Genomic DNA, 18,121 nt, shown 5'->3' with positions numbered 1-18,121 from the left:
TGAGCAATGAAACCGATCTTCATCTTCAGCCTGCCACGGTCCGGCTCCACCCTGCTGCAACGGATCCTGGCCACCTCCGGGCAGGTCGCGACGGTGTCCGAACCATGGCTGCTGCTCCCTTTCGCCTGCACCTTGAAGGCCGACGGCGTCAAGTCGCAGTACGGACACGGGTATGCGGTCAAGGCGATCCGGGATTTTTATCAGCAACTTCCAAATGGACGCCGGGATTATCTCGATGAACTACGGGCTTTCGCCTTAAATCTGTATCAGAAGAACTCTCCTCCCGGGAGCAGATATTTTCTGGATAAAACCCCGAGATACCATTTGATCGTCAATGAAATTTTCGAGATCTTCCCGGAAGCCAAATTCGTATTCCTGTGGCGTAACCCCCTGGCCGTCATTGCCTCAATCATCAACAGCTGGTGCAAGGGAAAATGGAAGCCGCAGGTCTGGCAGCTGGACCTGTACGACGGGAGCAGGAACCTCATCAATGCCTACAACGAGCATTCTTCGCAGGTCCATGCCTTGCAGTACGAACGCCTTGTCCAGTCACCCGCCCGGGAGTTGAAACGGCTATGCGACTATCTGGAACTTGAATACACCGGAAAGATGATCGAGTCGTTTCAGGATGTCAGCCTGGAAGGCAGCCTGGGAGACAAGACCGGCATCAGGGAATATCAAGTTTTGAGCGACAACTCCCTCGCCAAGTGGCAGAAGACCTTCAACAACCCCTTTCGCCGGCGTTGGGCCATCCGCTATCTGGCTTGGCTGGGCGAGGAACATCTCCATGCCATGGGGTACAGCCTGGGCGATTTAACTGCCCTCGTGTCGAAGAAAACCGACCTGAACCTGGACGGCATGTTTTCCGACCTGCTCAGATCGGCCCTCTACCCTCCCGTAAATTTCCTGCTGTCGCGGAGAGAAAGAAAGACGCCACCCGCCGGACACCTCTACTGACAAGTGGAGAAGCCGGCCGAAAGGAATACTCATCACCCCGGAGCCGCTCTCATGGTTGAAACAAAAATTGCCGTCCTGATGACCTGCCACAATCGCAAAGAATCAACCCTTGCCTGCCTCGACAGTTTAAAAGGCCAGGAGAACATCGACAACATCCGCCTGAGCGTATACCTGGTTGACGATGGCTGCACGGACGGCACCGGAGATGCGGTGAAAAACCGTTTCCCCGGGACCATCGTTCTGCAGGGTACGGGAGACCTCTACTGGGGAGGGGGAATGAGGTTGGCCTTCGGGGAGGCGCTGAAAAAAGACTACGACTTCTACTTATGGCTCAACGATGATTCCCTGCTTTACCCCCATGCCGTCCGGACCCTGTACACCACTTCATGTCGCCTAAAAAATGAGACCGGCAAAGAGTGTATTGTCACCGGGGCGATGCACGATGCGGCAACCGGGGCATTGACCTACGGCGGGAGCAGGAAGATCAGGTCCTGGAGCCCGTTGTCATACAGGCTGGTTCCCCCCTCTGATCAACCAAAACCCTGTGAGGTGATCAACGGCAACTGCGTCCTGGTGCCGCGGGAGATCGCGGCTCTTGTCGGCAATCTGAGTGCGGACTTCACCCACTGCGGCGGAGACTATGATTACAGCCTCCGTGCCGGAGAGCATGGCTTTTCAAGCTGGGTCGCTCCCGGATATGCGGGAACCTGCTCGAGAAACAGCCTGAAAGGTTCGCTTAAGGACAATTCCCTCCCGTTTCAGAAACGTGTTGACCGTTTGACCAGACCCAACGCGATGATCCCGGCCGCGGAGTGGATGCTGTTTATAAAACGGCACGGGGGGAGATTATGGCCGATTTACTGGCTGCGAACTTTCATTCGCAAGCAGTTCCCCTGGCTGTGGGTTCTGCTGCGCTCCAGAAAAGTTTATGAATCTCGCTAAGGTTCCGCCGAACCTGTAAAAAGGATCAAATCCTGTCCGGATTGCAGCTCCCTGCGGCTGGGAGCTGCAATCCGGAGCCTTCGAGCCTCGAGGAATACACTTGTTTTGCAGGTTCACCACAGTATTTGATCCTTTTCCACCGGCTGCGACAAGAAGCGGCGATCAGTCGATTTTTATCCCGGTAACCTCCGTTTCAGTCGATATTTTCCGCAGATAGAAGTTATCCAGCCTCGTATTGACCTCTCGGCCGCTGAAGGTAATGGTGTGGGGGCCGGACTCCAGCTGCACCGTCATCGGATCATACTGCGGCGCCTTGAATGATCCGTCTCCGCGGGCGGTGACCTCATCCTGGCGCCAGACATTGTACAGGGCAGGATCACCCTGGGGATTCAAGTCCCAGATGTCCTCGGGGCCGTTGTCTACACTGACCAGGAAGGAATCAGTCCCCGAATCGGCGGCATAGGTGTTGGCGAGCACTTTATAGGTGCCGGGTTGGGCGATATCAAAGGTGAACACCGCGCTCCCCGAATCACTGGTCGTGGTTTCTATACAGGCGCCGCCGGATGCCCCGGCATCAGTCGCGACCTTCATCGGCAGAGTCAATTTTCCGGACTCCGCCTCGATCAGTTCCGTACTCCCGGGTCCCATTACCAGATAGAAATAAGCCAGCCTCGAATTCAGCTCCCGGCCGCTGATCGTAATTGTGTGCGGCCCCTCCGCCAGCTGTATTCGCAACGGATCAAATTGCGGGGCGGCGAATGTTCCCGTGCCCCTGGCGGTGACCTCGTCCTGCCGCCAGACGTTGTACAGGGCGGAATTCCCTTCAGGATTCAAGTCCCAGATATCTTCCGGGGCATCGTCAATCTTGACCCTGAACGAGTCGGACGCCGCATTGGCGGAATAGACCTCCCCGACAATTTTATAGGTGCCGGGCCGGGTGATATTGAAATCGTAAACGGCGCTCCCCGAATTGCTGACGGTAGGCGTGATATAGGAGCCGCCGGGGATTTCCGGCGCGGTGGCAATCTCCATGGTCGGCGGAGTGAACGTCCCCGCTTCGGCCCGGAAAAGCAGAATCGCCCCGGAAGAGGGCTTGGTGATACTTACCGTCAACGACGCTGTTTTCGTTACCCCGCCGGAGGAATAACCGGCGGTGACGGTAACACTCTGGTCGGAGGGCACCGACAAGGTCGTCAGCACCCCGGCGGAACTGATTGACGCATACGTGGAATTCTCACTCCAGAGGGGGGTCACCGTGGTGGCGCTGCCGTCACTCCAGGTCGCCCTTGCCGTATAGGTCCCGCTGCTGTTCTCATTCACGCTGGTCGGCCCGTCAATCTTCAGCCCGCTCAAACTGAGCGTCACTTTTGTAATGCTTACCGGCAGGGACGCTGCCTTCGTGATCCCGTCGGCGGTGTAGCCGGCGCCGACGGTGACGATCTGGTCGGATGGCACCGCTGAAGTGGTCAAGACCCCGATGGTGCTGATCATCGCATATGACGAGTTCTCGCTCCAGAGCGGCGTCACCACCGTGGTGCTGCCGTCGCTCCAGGTGGCGGTGGCGGCATAGATTCCGCTGCTGCTCTCGTTTACGCTGAGCGGCCCGATGATCTTCAGGCCGCTGAGGCTTATCGCCACTTTTGTAATGCCGATTTCGATGGCCGCCGTTTTCGTGACCCCGTCGGCAGTGAAATCGGCGCTGACGGTGACGATCTGGTCGGAGGGGACCGTCGAGGCAGTCATCACCCCGTCGGCGCTGATTGTCGCATACGCGGAATTCTCGCTCCAGAGCGGCGTCACCACGCTGGTGCTGCCGTCACTCCAGGTGGCGGTGGCGGTATAGGTTCCGGTGCCGTTCTCTTCCAGGCTGCCCGGCCCGTCGATTTTCAGACCGCTCAAAGCTGGCGGCACTTTGATAATGGTTACCGTCATGGCCGCGGTTTTTGCTATTCCGCCATAGGCGTAGCCGGCACTGACGGTCATGGCCTGATCGCCGACCACCGACGAGGTGGTCACAACCCCGTCGATGCTGACTTTCGCATACGCCGAACTCACACTCCACTCAGGCGTTACGGCGCTGGTGCTGCCGTCGCTCCAGATCGCCGTGGCGGTATACGTCGCGGTGCCGTTCTCCTCGACACTGCCGGGCCCGTCGACCTTCAGGCCCATCAGGGTCTTCTGGGCAAGAGGCGCGGTATACGCTCCGATCGCATAGCCGGTGGAGGCATCCTGGCTGGAAAGGATAATGTTTCCCGGCCATGACGATGCAGGATTCAGCAAGGGAAACCCGAGATCGACGCCCGTGCCGATCGCTCCGGAACCTGCAGCTATCGAATAGACCCCTCTCACCGGATCAACAAATTTCGGATCCGTCAGACTGGCTGATTTTTCAAAAACAAGAAGGTATGTCGGTGTGTCGGCTAATGACGTATAACTTGTCCCCCCTACGGTCGCAAGGGTTCCCCCGCCCGGCCGATAGTAAAGATTGTTTGAATGCGCGGTAATGATATTCCCGAGAGCGCTTCTGAGAGGGGTCTGGCCGCTTACCGAATAGAGGATATTGTTTTTGATTTCCAGCAGGGCGTAGGTGGCGCTGCTGCTGCTGAAATTTATTTCTCCCCCCGTGTTCTGGTACAAGGTGTTGTTGTAAATCTTTACCCTGTTCGAACTCCCCTTGATGGCCGTGGAAAACTCTATGCCGTTTTTCCCGTTTCCATAAATCACATTTCCATACACGTCAAAAATTGTTGTCGTCGGGGTCTGGACCGTGATTCCATGACTCGGTCCGTTGTGAATCAGGTTGTGCCGGATGGTGAGTTTTTGCGGGGCGCCGCTTCCATCATCCTGGATAATCACGTTATTTAATACTGCGTCGAAGATTTCCGAATTCTCGAGCAGAACATTATCCTGATTGTTCTTAAAAATGATTCCGGTGCCGTTCCATGTGTCATATTGACTGATATTCGGACCGACCGTGCACCCCCGGATCGTGACATTTTCGATTAGACAGGTGGGACAATTGACGGCCGGATAGATTGCGATACCGGTGGTGCTTATATCGTGGACCCTGGTGTTCAGGATCTCAACGTTTTTACAGGTATCCCCGCCGATAGCGCCGACCTTGATCCCATATCGCGCGGCGCCGCCTTTCAGTGGCCGCAGGTCATGAACATCACAGTTCTCGATCCGTTTGACCGCTCCGGTCAGATTCACGGATGACGGCCAGTTGACCGTCATCCCGGAATTCGAGGTCCCGTTGCCGTTGACGTTAAATCCCTGCACAACCGTTGCGATGACGGGATCATCCTTCTGGATGCTGACAATCGCGCGAACGAATGATCCCACAGCCTGCAGCGTCGCCCTGACTCCTGTCCCCCAGGAACTCCCGTCATAGGTGACACCCCCGGTTGCTTCAAGCAAGGCGTTGCCTCCCGCGCCCTTCCAGGTGGAGGAACTGTTGAATTTTACAACATCTCCCGGGGCAAGTGTCGCCGTTCCCGCCCAGCCGACCATTCCCGGACAGTTCCGCCACGGCTCCTGGATGGTCCCCGGATTCGTGTCACTGGTATTCGGCGCGGCATTATCCACATAATACGTTGCCGCCCAGAGATTTGCGGTGAGCGCCTGATAAACCAGGAAACCGAGAAACAATATTCGTTTTATCTTCATGCCGACTATCCTCATGGTTGAAACAAGAAAAATGTTCGAAACAGACACCCTCCTTATCCCAAAATAATAGTGGGCAGATCAATCAGCGGATGGCTGTATTTTCTTCGTATCAGGAACAGGTCCGAGATTCATTTGGGCTAGACCTTTCAGGCTGGCCCTGCCGTGAACCTGCAAAAGGATGACAGTGAGCCTGTCGAAGAGTTATCGGCTGAAATCGAGAGAGGGAACCAGATTGTTTATTGAACCACCCTTCTCGTCAGGAAAGCGGAACGGGGAGCATCCGCCACTCCCCGTTCCGCGTCGGCGGTCAAACCTGGTTTTACGGCCCTCCGGCACTGACATTTTCAAAGAATGCCCGAATAAATGCCTCTTCCCCGGGGGCATCCGTTCCCTGGGACGCCACGCTCAATCTGACCCCGGAGAATTCCGTAGTTGCAAATTGGGCGATTGAAGACAGATCCACGGAAAGTGTCTCATTTTGATCCAGGGATACGTTGATCACTCCGTTGCCCAGGTGTTCGATTTTCAGGTGATACGGCTGGCCCTTGACCACGGCGGCGGCGAAACTCCGGCTGTCATTGGCGATGGCATACTTTGTCCCGCAGGAAGAATCCCGGCATCCCACCGCCAGAATGTCTGCGGTCCCCGCTCCGGAGGGCCCCTCTTTCAATGCCGCCCGGATCACGAAGAGATCCGTCAGATCCTTCTCGCTCGTGCCGGGAGGCCTGAATTCCATTTCCAGCAATGCGGAGACTTCAACAGAATCCGCGGGGTTGCTGTCAACAACAAACGTCGCCGGATCTAACGTCAGATCAGCTTCAACGACCTCGGCCCCTCTGAAGATGATGTCATAATTGGAATGCAGGTCGGTGGAGTTGTTGAAACGGGTGTCGGCCTCAATATTGTTCACATAGGCCTGTCCGGTCTCCAGAACGAGCTTGCCGTTTTCCACCTGCCGCCGTCCGCTGGTTTTTTTCCAGAACGAACCGTCCAGATAGCTCACGCCGTCGAAATTGTCTGAAAGTAAACCATCGATCACATTGTCGACGATTGCCGTCATTTCGGCCTGATCCTCCGGGTTGGTCAAGGCGATCTGGATGCCGAGGTATTTTTCCGGCCTGGCAGGAGCTGCGGCAGTGATCGGTGCGCCTGCTGCGACCGGATCAAAGGACACTGCCGGGTTGTTGTTCAGTTGGAAGGTGAACTGGTTTGCCTGGATGGTGTCCCAGTCAATCATCAGCGTTGCAGTGGAATTGAATGCAGCTGTGCCCAGCGGGACACCGCCACTGTCGCCTAAAGTGAGGTATTCGACCGAGTCCGTCGTGTTGCAGTCGTCGTTTAAACACCGGAACACCTTGAACGAAGCCTCGGTGCCGCTCCAGATTATCGCGGCGTTCACATCCCCGGTCCGGTTCCCGGCCCCTTCACCCTCCGTGGTTGTATGATACCCGCAACTCTCGAGCCGTGTCCGAAAGGCCTTGTCACCGGTGCCGGTGAAATCGGTGTTGGTGATCGTCACATCGGCAGCCACCTCCCCACAGCCGGAATTCCTGAGCGGCAGGTGATCGAAAGCGAATTCGCCGGCCTCGGCCAGTTTGAACTGCAGCTGACCGCCGACAATTCTTCTGTCATAGGCGCCGCTCGTATGCCAATAGCCGGAATCGAGTTCCCCGCTATCAAAGTTTTCGGTAATCGAGGTAAGGCACTTCACCTGAACATCGACAACGCTGCCGCCGTTTACCACCATCGTGCCATTGACCACGTCACAGGTCTGGGCCGGAGAAACAGGCTGGGACACAATGGTCACTTCACAGCTGCTTCCTTCCTTGACGGGTGTAGGAAACCAGGCTGTCGTGTTCTCGTTTATGGCAAGATCTTCCGTACCATTATTTTGTACAACCAGACCCGTACCAAGCAAGCCGGATGTCGTCACCCTTACGACGGAGGACGAAGCCGCCGCAGTCGGCTGGGTTACCGATCCACCGGAGGAGGATTCCCCGCCTGAGCTGCTGCCGGAACATCCGCTATTTGCGACCAATACCCATGTGAGCAGCAGAACATTACAAACCAGAGACACTTGTTTGCTTTTCATTTCTCCCTCCTTGACTTGGATAGACCATTATCGATCTGGATCAGATTTTACTGCGGACTCTCACCGGTCCGCCGGAACGCATGTTTTTTTATCTCAAAATCATTTGGCGTAAATCAATCAGCTCATGGCTGTATTTTTTTCCTAGTCAGAAAGGAGTTTTGCATGAAAAAGATGAGAGGTCCTCATCCTAAACGACTAAACCTGTTTGCGAAAATGGGCAGGATGAGCCGGGCGGCCCCGAATTACACCATTTTCACAGCCAGGAAATCTTCGCGATGTAGACCGCCAGACATTTTTTGTAGTTAAAAAATCAGGACATTGGGTGATTGTTTTCCGTCTCTTTCTTTCCCTACCATTGATATAATCCTGCCCCCTGATCTCGATACATCTCGGAGGGGGGCTGGGGATCTGGCAATGAGTGAAGAGGAAAAGCGTCATGGAGCCCGGCATTCAACCGGCCGTTCCGCAGCTTGAATCCATCCGGAAGGCACCATTAGCAGGGAGACTACAAAATGACAGAGTTCCCCGGTTCCATCAAAACTCCGACTATTGACGAAGTCGAATCATCTTTCATGCAGCTCACCGAAGCAATCAACAGCCATCGAAAATGGCTTGCGGAATGGAATACGAGAATAATCTGCGGGATCTATGTTGAAGAGCAGTACGCTTCTGAAGAGTCCCATAAACAATGCTATTTCGGGCGCTGGTTTTATGGGAAACGCAATAACTTTCTGGAGCAGAAACCGGAGTTTACGGGGCTGGAAAAACAACACCGACTGGTGCATGAGCAGATGCGCAACATCGTCATGAAAGCGAATAGAGGCGAAAGCATTGCCCGGGTTGAATACGACAATTTTGTCCGTTCCGATGGCGCGTTCACAGAGTCTCTCATGAATCTGCGGGACGACCTGTTCAAACTGATGCTTTCTTTTGATTATCTGACCGGCGCCTTTAACCGGGAGGCTTTCTTCCGCATCCTCGAACAGGAACATTCCCGGGTAAAGAGGTTTAACGAACCCGCCTGCCTCGTTTTGCTCGATATCGACCGGTTTAAAAAAATCAATGATCATCTGGGACATACTGCCGGCGACAGGGCGCTGGCCTCCATCGCCAATTTCATCATGGAGAACATGCGCCCTTACGATTCAATCTGCCGGTATGGCGGCGAGGAATTTATGATCTGTATGCCGAAAACAACGGTTGAGACGTCACATCATCTTATCGACCGGGTCAGGGAAGAACTGAGCAAAAAAACAATTTATGACGTGTCCGGCACAAAACGGCTCAATATTTCCGCATCGTTCGGCATCGCCCCACTCTCGGCAAATGAAGAACTGAAAGACACCATTGAACATGCCGACAAGGTCCTTTATCACGCCAAGGCAAACGGTCGCAACAAGGTCGGCGTCTGGCCGGCAAACGCCTGACCTGAAGTAGTCCAGACCAGACCTGATGTTTCCATTGCATGATCCTTCGTCAGGTCTTTCAATTTCGTTATGCATGACACCTTCTTCGGTCAACCAAAGAGCTGTTAGCAAACAGTATTCACAGACTTTTCTCTCCGCCGGAAATAAAAAAACCGCCTGCAGTTATTAAAACTGCAGGCGGTTTTTTTAGTGCTCTACCCTGCCTTTCCCGACGGCTCACCATCCCCACAACAGGCTGCGGGTGACCCAGCCGGCCAGGCCGTTCTCGTGTTTGACCTTGACCCAGCCGTTCTTCTGCTTGAGCGTTTTGAATACGACGCCGTAATTGGCCTTGCCGACTATCCGATAACCCTCCCCCGGGCCGCTGCGGACATTGATCCGCTGTTTTTTGACGATCATATGCGGGTCCCGATGCACCAGACTTTTCTCGATCCAGCCGCCGTCCCCTTCAAAATCCTCAACCTTATACCAGTCCCCTTTGGAACCGACGATCTTCAGGGGAAACCCGTCACCAAGTTCCCAGAGCACCGAAAAACTGGTCCCGGGTCCGGACCTCATGTTCACCTTCGGGCCATTGATACTGACCATTGTCTCAGCCTTGGCAGACACAGTCAGGGCCAGAACAAGAAATACTGTCAGGATCACTTTCTTCATAACAAACAAACTCCGTAAAATAAATTAATCGGTCTTGGCACTATCGGAAACCATGACAGGTGAATGCGGAATCCTTCCGGTTCTAACAGGGATACCTCCCACTTCGAGGTATATCGCATCAAACTTGCATGCTTTGGTCATGCATCTCATGCAGGTAATACACTCACTGTCATCGGGCGATTCGTCAAAATTCACCCCCATCGGGCAGACACTGTGACATGCCGCACATCTGGTGCAGTTTGCTTCCAGGTGCCGAAGTCTTACCAGTCTGAATTTACTGAACAGCGCGTAAAACGCCCCAAGGGGACAGGTGGTCCGGCAGAAGGGCCGGCTGGTAAGCACGCTCCAGACAATAAACGCAACCATGATAACAAATTTATTCAAAAAGAGGTACCCCAAGCTGGCACGAAGTCCCGGCTGGAGAATAATCATGGGGATGCCTGCCTCAAGGGTCCCGGCAGGACAGACATACTTGCAGAACCAGGGAGATCCCGCCCCGAACTCATCAACAAGCAACAGGGGAAAGAGGATGACAAAAAAAAGGAGAAAAGCGTATTTGCCGTATTTTAAAACAGTTGGAATCCCGAATTTTCTTGAAGGTATCTTATGGAGAAGTTCCTGGATAAAACCAAACGGACAGACCCACCCGCAGATCATCCTGCCGAACATGGCGCCCAGAATCCCGGCCGAACCGACAACATAAGCGCCGAAATACATCTGGCCCGTTTCCAGCGACAACCTGATATTCGCCAGAAGCTGCTGCAAAGAGCCAAGAATACAGTAGGTTGTGGCGGCAGGACAGGAATAGCAATTCAGCCCGGGAGCGCAGATTACTTTCAGCGGCCCCTGGTAGATGGTTCTGGTGAAAGGAAAAGCCCAGTTGCCGTTCACCAGAAAACCGAAGATGACCTGGACCCATTTCCGTACAGTCTCCATGGTCACCCTATCCCGATGCAGCTCAGGCAGATCTGGACCGCCTGTTCAAGAACCCGGGATGGTTCACCGCAGGCAATCCCGATCATCCAGACGGCTATAAATACCAGGACAGCAATAACCGGCCTTTTCCTGACCCTTGGTTTTTCAGTTTTACCGCTCGTTGCCATTGTCCGGTCACATTATCCATCGGCTATATTCAGCCGTTCTCTGATTGAGGCGACTTTCCCGCCCAGAACAACCTCTTTGTCCCGACGATCATCAATAACGATCTGGGTCACAACCCTGCGCACCCCTTTCTGAAATGGGACCTCGTGTATTCTGGCCGCCAGCTCCAGGAGCTCCCCGGCGTTTCCTTCGACCACGGTCCCCATATCGGTCAATTCCCACTTGAAATCCTCTTTCTCCAGCGCCTTGTGAACACCTGCAACAAACTCGCCGACACTGGTCGAGGCAGAGCCAAGGGGGACTATATTAATCTGCATCAAAGCCATTCCAGCCCCTCCCTAATGATAGTCTTCGTCTTCGGCGGGACGATGCCCGACCTGCTCCAGAATATCCTGATCAAAATCATCTCCATACTCATCATCACCGAGCAGATCATCATAGTCATCATCTTCGCTCAACAGACCGGAGGACAAGGCCCCGTCGTCAATCATGCCGTAATAGAGGCTCTCGTCATCGACACTGGCCAGGATCTCCTCGTAGCCTTCACCCAGTTCACCGGGATTTTTGTAATTGAAATACACGATGTTCTGCAGATGGCAGAAACTGTCCTGATCGACTCCGAAGAACTGCAGAGCGACGCTATTCTCGTCGACCCGGACCACCTCGCCGGACATCTCGAGAACCAGAGTACTGGTCCGGCCGCTCAAGTGAAATTCCACATCACACTTCTCGCCCTGCCCCACCCCGGTCACATCATCTACCAGCACTCCGCTGACACTGATGTTTCTGGTTGCGCAGTTGTCATACAACCTGTTTTCTGAAAACCGCAGCCTGGCCGTTGCCTTGAAAGTAACCCGGACATCACGGCGCCTGTTCTCTGCTCTGTTGATCATAAAGCCACCCACTAATGATGGTTATTTCTGATGCCATTATTTTTTTCAGAACCGCTCCCCAACTGTTACCGGGAGAGGGGAATCATTTCCCTGCCAGCTGACGCTGAAACTCTTCCTCCAGCACATCCGGATCACCGGAATTGTAATACAGGATATTTTTGAGATGATAAAAACTGTCCAGATCAATCTCGGAGAACTTGAGCCCCACTCCATTTTTTTCAAGTCTGGCCACCTTCCCTTTCATCCGCAAAACAATGTCGCTGGTTGCCCCGCTGAGGCGAAGCGAAACGTCACATTCATCACCAGCCGCCAGACCACTTACCCCGGCAACGAACACCCCGTGGAGGCAGAGGTCACTCGTTTCACAATCGGCGAACGATCGACCGGGAAAATGAAGATCGATAGTTCCTTTGAATTTGACCCTGGTATTCTCCCTTCGGTTTGTCATATCATCCTCCCTTGCGATACGTGGGAAAGAAAGGGGCTTGCCTTCAGAAAACTCACACTACAACCGTCAGAAACCCCTCACGTTTCAGCAATGATATCACATCAATCAGCAGAATATCATCAACATTGCTTCGTTCTATCAGACCGCTCACATCACCATTCCGGGATGGCGTGAAACTGCCGAGCAATATGGGCTGTTCATGGACCTGCGAACAGAGTATGACGCCGTGCCAGTTGCCGGAAGAGAGCACAACCAGGAATCGTGCGCCGCTGTCTGGGAGCTGAGAGAGTCCGATCCCCTTCGGAACCATCACCGGGAGGGTCATTTTCCTGAGCAATCTGTTATTGTATTCGGCAAGGGGGCCGTTAAACAATGTGGCAAGGTTCGTCCAGAAACCACCAAAGTCTTTCAGGCAGACACCGGCCCGCTGCTGACACCTGGTCGCCTCTCGTTCTGATATGTCCTTGACTGCGGCAACATTCGCCTCAGAAACGCCCATCTCCCGATCACCGATCGTGAAAATCCGGATTTCCTGGCCCGTCTGAAAACCGATGGTATTTATCTCACGTTCTTTAATATCAGGCACAATCACCGCCCCCTTGACGCTTGAGCTTCAAGAAAAAGGTACATCGTAAAATCTACCATCTTTTTTAAAAGTTATCTGATTTTCTTTCTACCGGCAACCATCGCCTTGAGCTTTTTGAAATTATCATACGTCCGGTGAAAAAGCTCCGCCTCCCTGGCGCCGCCGCCCGCTCCTTCGTCCTCATAAAGGGTGACGATATTCGCCAGCGCGGCTTTCAGAAAATCCATGACCTCAGGGCGAACCTCCCTGCCATGCAGGACAATATGATCCAAAGCCCCCCTTGCCATTCCCATGATATGGATCGCCCCCTTTCGCCCTTTCATAAAAGGGTGCAGCACCTTCAAGGCCTCACCGACCCCGGTAGCCCTTCTGCTGCTTAAAGACCAGTCCTGGGCCATGATCTCGATTTTAAGAAGCTGGACCGCCTCTTCCGCTGCCAGTTCGTTGCCCTTTTCATCCGATCCTGCCAATACCACCCTCCTTCATCTTCCGTAAAATCGCCCCCCTGGCGCAACACCTTTCCCGGACAGAAAAGTTTAACTTTATCTGATCGGCAAAATAAAATATACTCTCAAAACCTTGTAAATATTAAAATAAACCGGATCATGATCGACATTCTATTCTACATTTTCGCTGTTCTCTTCGGGGCTGTGGTCGGCAGTTTCCTGAATGTGGTTATCGTAAGGCTTCCCGAGGAAGGAAACTCCATTATTTTTCCCCCTTCCCATTGCCCGGCTTGCAAAAAGGACATTCGCTGGTTCGACAACATCCCGGTGGTGAGCTACCTGGTGTTGCAAGGACGCTGCCGTTCCTGCAAAACATCCATCTCAATCCAGTACCCCCTGGTTGAAATCGCGATGGGGCTCCTGGCCGCAGCCCTTTTTTACCGATTTTCCCTCTCCCCCGCCTTTGCCGGCTATTTCCTCTTCTGCGCGGCCCTGCTGGTGATCATCTTCATCGATTTTCACCACCAGATCATCCCTGATGTGATCAGCCTGCCGGGCATTCTGGCAGGCTTCGCTTTTTCCTTTGCAAACCCGGAAGTCAGCTGGCAAAGTTCAGGGCTGGGAGTTCTTTTCGGCGGCGGCAGCCTGTACCTGATTGCCGCCACCTACTACCTGCTGACCAGGCGGGAGGGGATGGGTGGCGGCGACATCAAACTGCTGGCGATGATCGGCGCCTTCCTTGGCTGGCAGTCCCTGCCGTTTGTGGTCTTCGGCAGTTCTCTTTTAGGGTCGGTTGTCGGTATCTTTGCAATGATCCGGCAGAAGAAGGGCGGGCGGACCGTTATCCCCTACGGGCCTTTTCTGTCGATTGCGGCTATTCTCTATCTTTTCTACAATCGGGAAATCCAGAACCTGTTCAACACTCTATTCATGCCACCACCATACTGAGGTCGGCAATGATCGATCATGACCAGCTGCTTGACCATCTCAGTATCGGCGCCACAGTAATCGACAGAGACCTCCGGGTGGTGTTGTGGAACCGCTGGATGAGGGAGCACAGCACCTTCAGCCCGGCTGAAGTAAAAGGGCGAAAGCTCCAGGAGATCTTTCCGGAACTGCAGAAAAAGGGGCTGATCAAAAAAGCCCGGGAAGTCTTTAAAAAAGGCAAACCCGTGTTCTTCTCCAACAAGGTCCACCAGCACATGTTTCCATTTCACTCCGCAAGATCATATCTGGAAGAGGAACTCACCCCGATGGAACAGACCGTAATCATCTCCCCCCTCAAGGATGGTGACGGCGACACCGAACATGTGCTTCTCTCCATATTCGACGTCAGTGACTGGATCACCAACCAGAACGAACTGCTCAGATCAAAGGCGGAACTCGAACTGCTCAGTCAGACCGATGATCTCACCCAGATCGCAAACCGGCGCAATATTCTTGACCGTTTGTCTGAAGAGCTCGTGGTTCACAAAAGAAAGAAACGGCCCATGTCGGTGGCCCTGATCGACATTGATCATTTCAAAGAGATCAATGACACCTACGGGCACCAGTGCGGGGACATGATTCTCCATGATCTGGCCCAGTTTATCACCGGCCTGCTCAGAGACTATGACACTCTGGGGCGCTATGGCGGCGAGGAATTTCTGCTGATCCTGCCGGAGACCAATGGCGAGCAGGCCTTCAGGATCTGCGACCGGATCCGCCAGGCGGCCCAGGACAAGACCCACGTCTACAACGGGCAACAGTTTCAGGCCATGCTCAGTATCGGGGTCGCCACCATGAAGGAGGGGGAAACCCCCTCACCGGAGAAATTATTCAAAGAAGCGGACCGCTGCCTGTACATTGCCAAAAAAACCGGTCGCAACCGCACCGAAGTGAAGGATCAGTGAGGAGCAGAACGCCCCGTCCACCAATGATCCCAGAGCATGGCCCCAATATTTGCCAGGGGCGATCATCCCTGATCAGAGAACAAATCTCTCAGTGATTTCACCGCCGGAATCGATCCTGCAGGCAGCCATATAGGGGTCGTGATAAAAAAGAAACCAGCTGTTCTTCTCCGCCTCTCCAGCAATCAGCACTTCCTTTTGCGCTATGGATTCAAGGGGAAAATTATCGTAGGGGGTGACCCAGAGCGGATGAAAGTGGGCCTGATTGGGCAGAAGATCACCCAGGTGGACCGCCGACTCACCCGCTGACGAGAGCCTGATGATCTGATGCCCCCTGGTGTGGCCGCCGGTCCGGACCATTTCAACTCCCGTCACCGGTTCAGCACGGTCACCGACCAGGTTCAGCTGCGGGCTCTCCTTCAGCAGATCAAGATTGACCGGCCAGTAGGAGTTCTCGGCCCTCCTGCCGGGAGCGAGCACATCCTCCCATTCCGCCCTCTGGACATGATGCACGGCTTCCGGGAAGGTGAGCTCCGGAGCGCCGGACCTGCCATACATGACCACCCCGCCGGCATGATCGAAATCGCAATGGGTCAGGATCACGTGACTGATCTCATTTCTGTTGAGACCGAGTTCCGCCAGGCCCTCTTCCACCTGCCACTCCCGGGTCACCCGGAATATTGCCTTCTGCTTCCCGGTCAGCTTGTTGCCGAGACCGGAGTCGATAACGATGTTGGCTTCAGGGGTTCTAACCAGAATCGGGTCATTGGCCAGCCGCACATGACCGTCATCCCCTGACGGGAATTTTCTCTGCCAGAGAACCCGGGGAACCACGCCGAACATGCATCCTCCGTCAAGCTCGAACTCCCCGCCACGCAGCCAGAATATTTCAAATTGTCCGATTTTCAAGCTTTTCGGCACAGCACCATATCCTCAAATTTAAAGAACAATATCGAATACTTGTAAATGGAAAACCGGTCACATGAGCCCGGACTTCCTCAGATAGACCTGCAGGATCGAGATGGCCGCAGGGGTGATCCCCGATATCCGTGACGCCTGGCCGAGATTGATCGGCTGGACCCGGGTCAGTTTTTCCACCACCTCGTTTGAAAGGCCGGACAGACTCGCATAATCGAGATCAGCAGGCAGGGCAATGGATTCAAATTTGCGGAACCGCTCTACCTGTTCCTGCTGTCTTTTGATGTACCCCTCATATTTGATATGGAGCTGGATATCGTCTTTGAACTGAAGATCGACCTCCATTTCCTTTCCGTACACTTGAGCAACCCTGTCGATGTCCATTTCCGGCCGCCGGAGGAGATCGGCCAGAGAAACCTGCTGCTTGAGCGGCGCACTGCCAAGAGCTTCAAGCCTCAGATTCACCTCCTTGACCGGTTTGATCGTTGCCGATTCAAACCAGCTGACGCCCGAAGCGATCCCTTTCTTTTTCACGGTAAAACGCGCGTGAGCGGTTTCGCCGACCAGACCGATCTCCCGACCGATCCCGGTCAGACGGAGGTCTGCGTTGTCCTCCCGGAGCAGCAGACGATATTCCGCCCTGGAGGTGAAAAGCCGGTACGGCTCTTTCGTTCCACAGGTCACCAGATCATCAATCAGGACCCCGATATAGGCCTGGGAGCGATCAAGGATAACCGGCGCCTCACTTCTCACGCTGCGGGCGGCATTGATCCCGGCCATCAGCCCCTGGGCCGCCGCCTCCTCATACCCGGAAGTGCCGTTGATCTGACCGGCCAGAAAGAGGCCGCCGATCTTCTTGGTTTCGAGAGACGGAGCCAGTTCCAGAGGATCGACATAATCATATTCGATGGCATAGCCGGGGCGGATAATCCGCACATTCTCAAGCCCCTTGATACTTTTCAGCATCGCCTCCTGCACATCGATCGGCAGACTCGTCGGCACCCCGTTCGGGTAGACCTCGACGGTATCAATCCCTTCCGGTTCAAGAAAGATCTGGTGCCGTGTCTTCTCAGGGAAGCGGAACACCTTGTCTTCGATTGAGGGGCAGTATCGCGCCCCGATCCCTTCGATGATCCCGGTAAACATCGGCGACCGGTCACACCCGGCCCGGATGATCTCGTGGGTCTTCTCATTCGTATACGTGATATGACAGGGGTACTGGGGAAGAGTGGTCGTACTGCTCCCATACGAAAAGAGCGCGGGCGGATCATCGCTCTCCTGGGGCTCAAGTTCGGAATAGTCGATGGAGTTGCCATCCAGGCGAGGGGTGGTCCCGGTCTTCATCCGGCCCATGGCAAACCCGAGTCTGCGGAGGTCCTCGGCAAGACTGACCGAGGGCGAGTCGCCCATCCGTCCTGCCGGAAACGACTTCAGGCCTATATGGATCAGGCCGTTCAGAAAGGTGCCGGTGGCGACAACCACCGCCCCGGCCCGGAGCTCTTCGTCGAGGGAGGTGATAATTCCGGCCACCCTGCCCTCTTCGAGGATGAATCGGTCGGCCACCCCCTGCCTGATCTCGAGATTGTCCTGCCCTTCCAGGACTTCCTTCATCCGCAGCCGGTAACGCAACCGGTCCGCCTGGGCCCTCGACGACCAGACGGCAGGTCCCTTGCTGGTATTCAGCCGCCGGAACTGGATGCCGGTGGCATCGATATTCTTTGCCATCTCACCGCCCAGGGCGTCTATCTCTTTCACCAGATGGCCTTTGGCAAGCCCTCCGATCGCAGGGTTGCAGGACATGGCGCCGATGGTGTCGACGTTGATCACCACCACCGCAGTCCGGCAGCCAAGTCTGGCGGCGGCAAGGGCCGCTTCACACCCGGCATGCCCGGCGCCTACCACAATCACGTCATACATTGAAATGCCAGCCACCGTTTCTGCCCTCACTTTCCTTCAGCTTCCAGCGCCAAACCGGCTTGCCGGCCATTCTCCAGTAATCAGGGGGCCGTGGAAACAGCTCCTTCCTGTCGGGATTTGAAGCTCCTCGCGGCAGACAAGCGTAAGTCTTTGAGCTGCGAGGAAAGCGTTCGCTGTGCCTG

Annotated in this window: 17 protein-coding genes; 5 read left to right on the top strand and 12 right to left on the bottom strand. The window is 54.6% G+C overall.

The genetic code is table 11. From position 1 onward, the window contains the following. Positions 1 to 6: 6 nt before the first annotated feature. Positions 7 to 957: a sulfotransferase gene (locus tag KKG35_14905; GenBank protein MBU1739419.1), complete on the top strand. Its 951-nt coding sequence runs from the start codon at positions 7 to 9 to the stop codon at positions 955 to 957. A 51-nt stretch (positions 958 to 1,008) separates the two neighbouring features. After that, complete coding sequence (locus KKG35_14900; GenBank protein MBU1739418.1) at positions 1,009 to 1,899, top strand: glycosyltransferase family 2 protein; 891 nt, start codon at positions 1,009 to 1,011, stop codon at positions 1,897 to 1,899. A 162-nt stretch (positions 1,900 to 2,061) separates the two neighbouring features. On the opposite strand, the gene KKG35_14895 is transcribed toward KKG35_14900, so the two are convergent. After that, the gene (locus KKG35_14895) at positions 2,062 to 5,568 is read right to left on the bottom strand and encodes a right-handed parallel beta-helix repeat-containing protein (protein MBU1739417.1); all 3,507 of its coding nucleotides are present in this window, start codon (positions 5,566 to 5,568) and stop codon (positions 2,062 to 2,064) included. Positions 5,569 to 5,887: 319 nt separating this feature from the next. Next, on the bottom strand, positions 5,888 to 7,660 hold the full coding sequence (locus tag KKG35_14890) for a hypothetical protein (GenBank protein MBU1739416.1): 1,773 nt from the start codon (positions 7,658 to 7,660) through the stop codon (positions 5,888 to 5,890). A 512-nt stretch (positions 7,661 to 8,172) separates the two neighbouring features. Here KKG35_14890 and KKG35_14885 point away from each other — a divergent pair. Then, the gene (locus tag KKG35_14885) at positions 8,173 to 9,087 is read left to right on the top strand and encodes a diguanylate cyclase (protein ID MBU1739415.1); all 915 of its coding nucleotides are present in this window, start codon (positions 8,173 to 8,175) and stop codon (positions 9,085 to 9,087) included. 216 nt (positions 9,088 to 9,303) lie between these two features. Here the strand turns inward: KKG35_14885 and KKG35_14880 are convergent, their stop codons facing one another. The 8 genes from KKG35_14880 to KKG35_14845 form a co-directional block, all read right to left on the bottom strand. After that, entirely contained in the window at positions 9,304 to 9,741 is a 438-nt protein-coding gene (locus tag KKG35_14880; protein MBU1739414.1) for an SH3 domain-containing protein, read from the bottom strand. A 24-nt stretch (positions 9,742 to 9,765) separates the two neighbouring features. Then, on the bottom strand, positions 9,766 to 10,677 hold the full coding sequence (locus KKG35_14875) for a 4Fe-4S binding protein (protein ID MBU1739413.1): 912 nt from the start codon (positions 10,675 to 10,677) through the stop codon (positions 9,766 to 9,768). 2 nt (positions 10,678 to 10,679) lie between these two features. Beyond that, positions 10,680 to 10,844, bottom strand: a complete 165-nt coding sequence (locus KKG35_14870; protein MBU1739412.1) for a hypothetical protein — start codon at positions 10,842 to 10,844, stop codon at positions 10,680 to 10,682. Between the two features lie 12 nt (positions 10,845 to 10,856). Continuing rightward, a complete protein-coding gene (locus tag KKG35_14865; GenBank protein ID MBU1739411.1) occupies positions 10,857 to 11,168 on the bottom strand; it encodes an MTH1187 family thiamine-binding protein in 312 nt (103 codons plus the stop codon). A 12-nt stretch (positions 11,169 to 11,180) separates the two neighbouring features. Beyond that, positions 11,181 to 11,735 carry a PilZ domain-containing protein gene (locus KKG35_14860; protein MBU1739410.1) on the bottom strand — a complete coding sequence of 185 codons (555 nt, stop codon included), beginning with the start codon at positions 11,733 to 11,735 and terminating at the stop codon, positions 11,181 to 11,183. 82 nt (positions 11,736 to 11,817) lie between these two features. Beyond that, entirely contained in the window at positions 11,818 to 12,183 is a 366-nt protein-coding gene (locus KKG35_14855) for a PilZ domain-containing protein (GenBank protein MBU1739409.1), read from the bottom strand. A 52-nt stretch (positions 12,184 to 12,235) separates the two neighbouring features. Next, positions 12,236 to 12,769: a hypothetical protein gene (locus KKG35_14850; protein ID MBU1739408.1), complete on the bottom strand. Its 534-nt coding sequence runs from the start codon at positions 12,767 to 12,769 to the stop codon at positions 12,236 to 12,238. 71 nt (positions 12,770 to 12,840) lie between these two features. After that, entirely contained in the window at positions 12,841 to 13,239 is a 399-nt protein-coding gene (locus KKG35_14845) for a hypothetical protein (GenBank protein ID MBU1739407.1), read from the bottom strand. 135 nt (positions 13,240 to 13,374) lie between these two features. Here KKG35_14845 and KKG35_14840 point away from each other — a divergent pair, with 135 nt between their 5' ends. Next, on the top strand, positions 13,375 to 14,163 hold the full coding sequence (locus KKG35_14840) for a prepilin peptidase (protein ID MBU1739406.1): 789 nt from the start codon (positions 13,375 to 13,377) through the stop codon (positions 14,161 to 14,163). 8 nt (positions 14,164 to 14,171) lie between these two features. Further along, positions 14,172 to 15,107 (top strand): GGDEF domain-containing protein, encoded by a 936-nt coding sequence (locus tag KKG35_14835; GenBank protein ID MBU1739405.1) that lies wholly within the window; start codon positions 14,172 to 14,174, stop codon positions 15,105 to 15,107. Between the two features lie 72 nt (positions 15,108 to 15,179). Here the strand turns inward: KKG35_14835 and KKG35_14830 are convergent, their stop codons facing one another. Together KKG35_14830 and mnmG are read right to left on the bottom strand one after the other, a co-directional pair. Further along, complete coding sequence (locus KKG35_14830; GenBank protein MBU1739404.1) at positions 15,180 to 16,025, bottom strand: MBL fold metallo-hydrolase; 846 nt, start codon at positions 16,023 to 16,025, stop codon at positions 15,180 to 15,182. A 57-nt stretch (positions 16,026 to 16,082) separates the two neighbouring features. Further along, positions 16,083 to 17,939 (bottom strand): tRNA uridine-5-carboxymethylaminomethyl(34) synthesis enzyme MnmG, encoded by a 1,857-nt coding sequence (gene mnmG, locus KKG35_14825; protein ID MBU1739403.1) that lies wholly within the window; start codon positions 17,937 to 17,939, stop codon positions 16,083 to 16,085. Between the last annotated feature and the right edge of the window lie 182 nt (positions 17,940 to 18,121).

The sequence above is a fragment of the Pseudomonadota bacterium genome, from assembly GCA_018823285.1.
Taxonomy (GTDB): Bacteria; Desulfobacterota; Desulfobulbia; order Desulfobulbales; family JAGXFP01; genus JAHJIQ01.
This window is presented reverse-complemented; position numbering and strand designations above follow the sequence as displayed.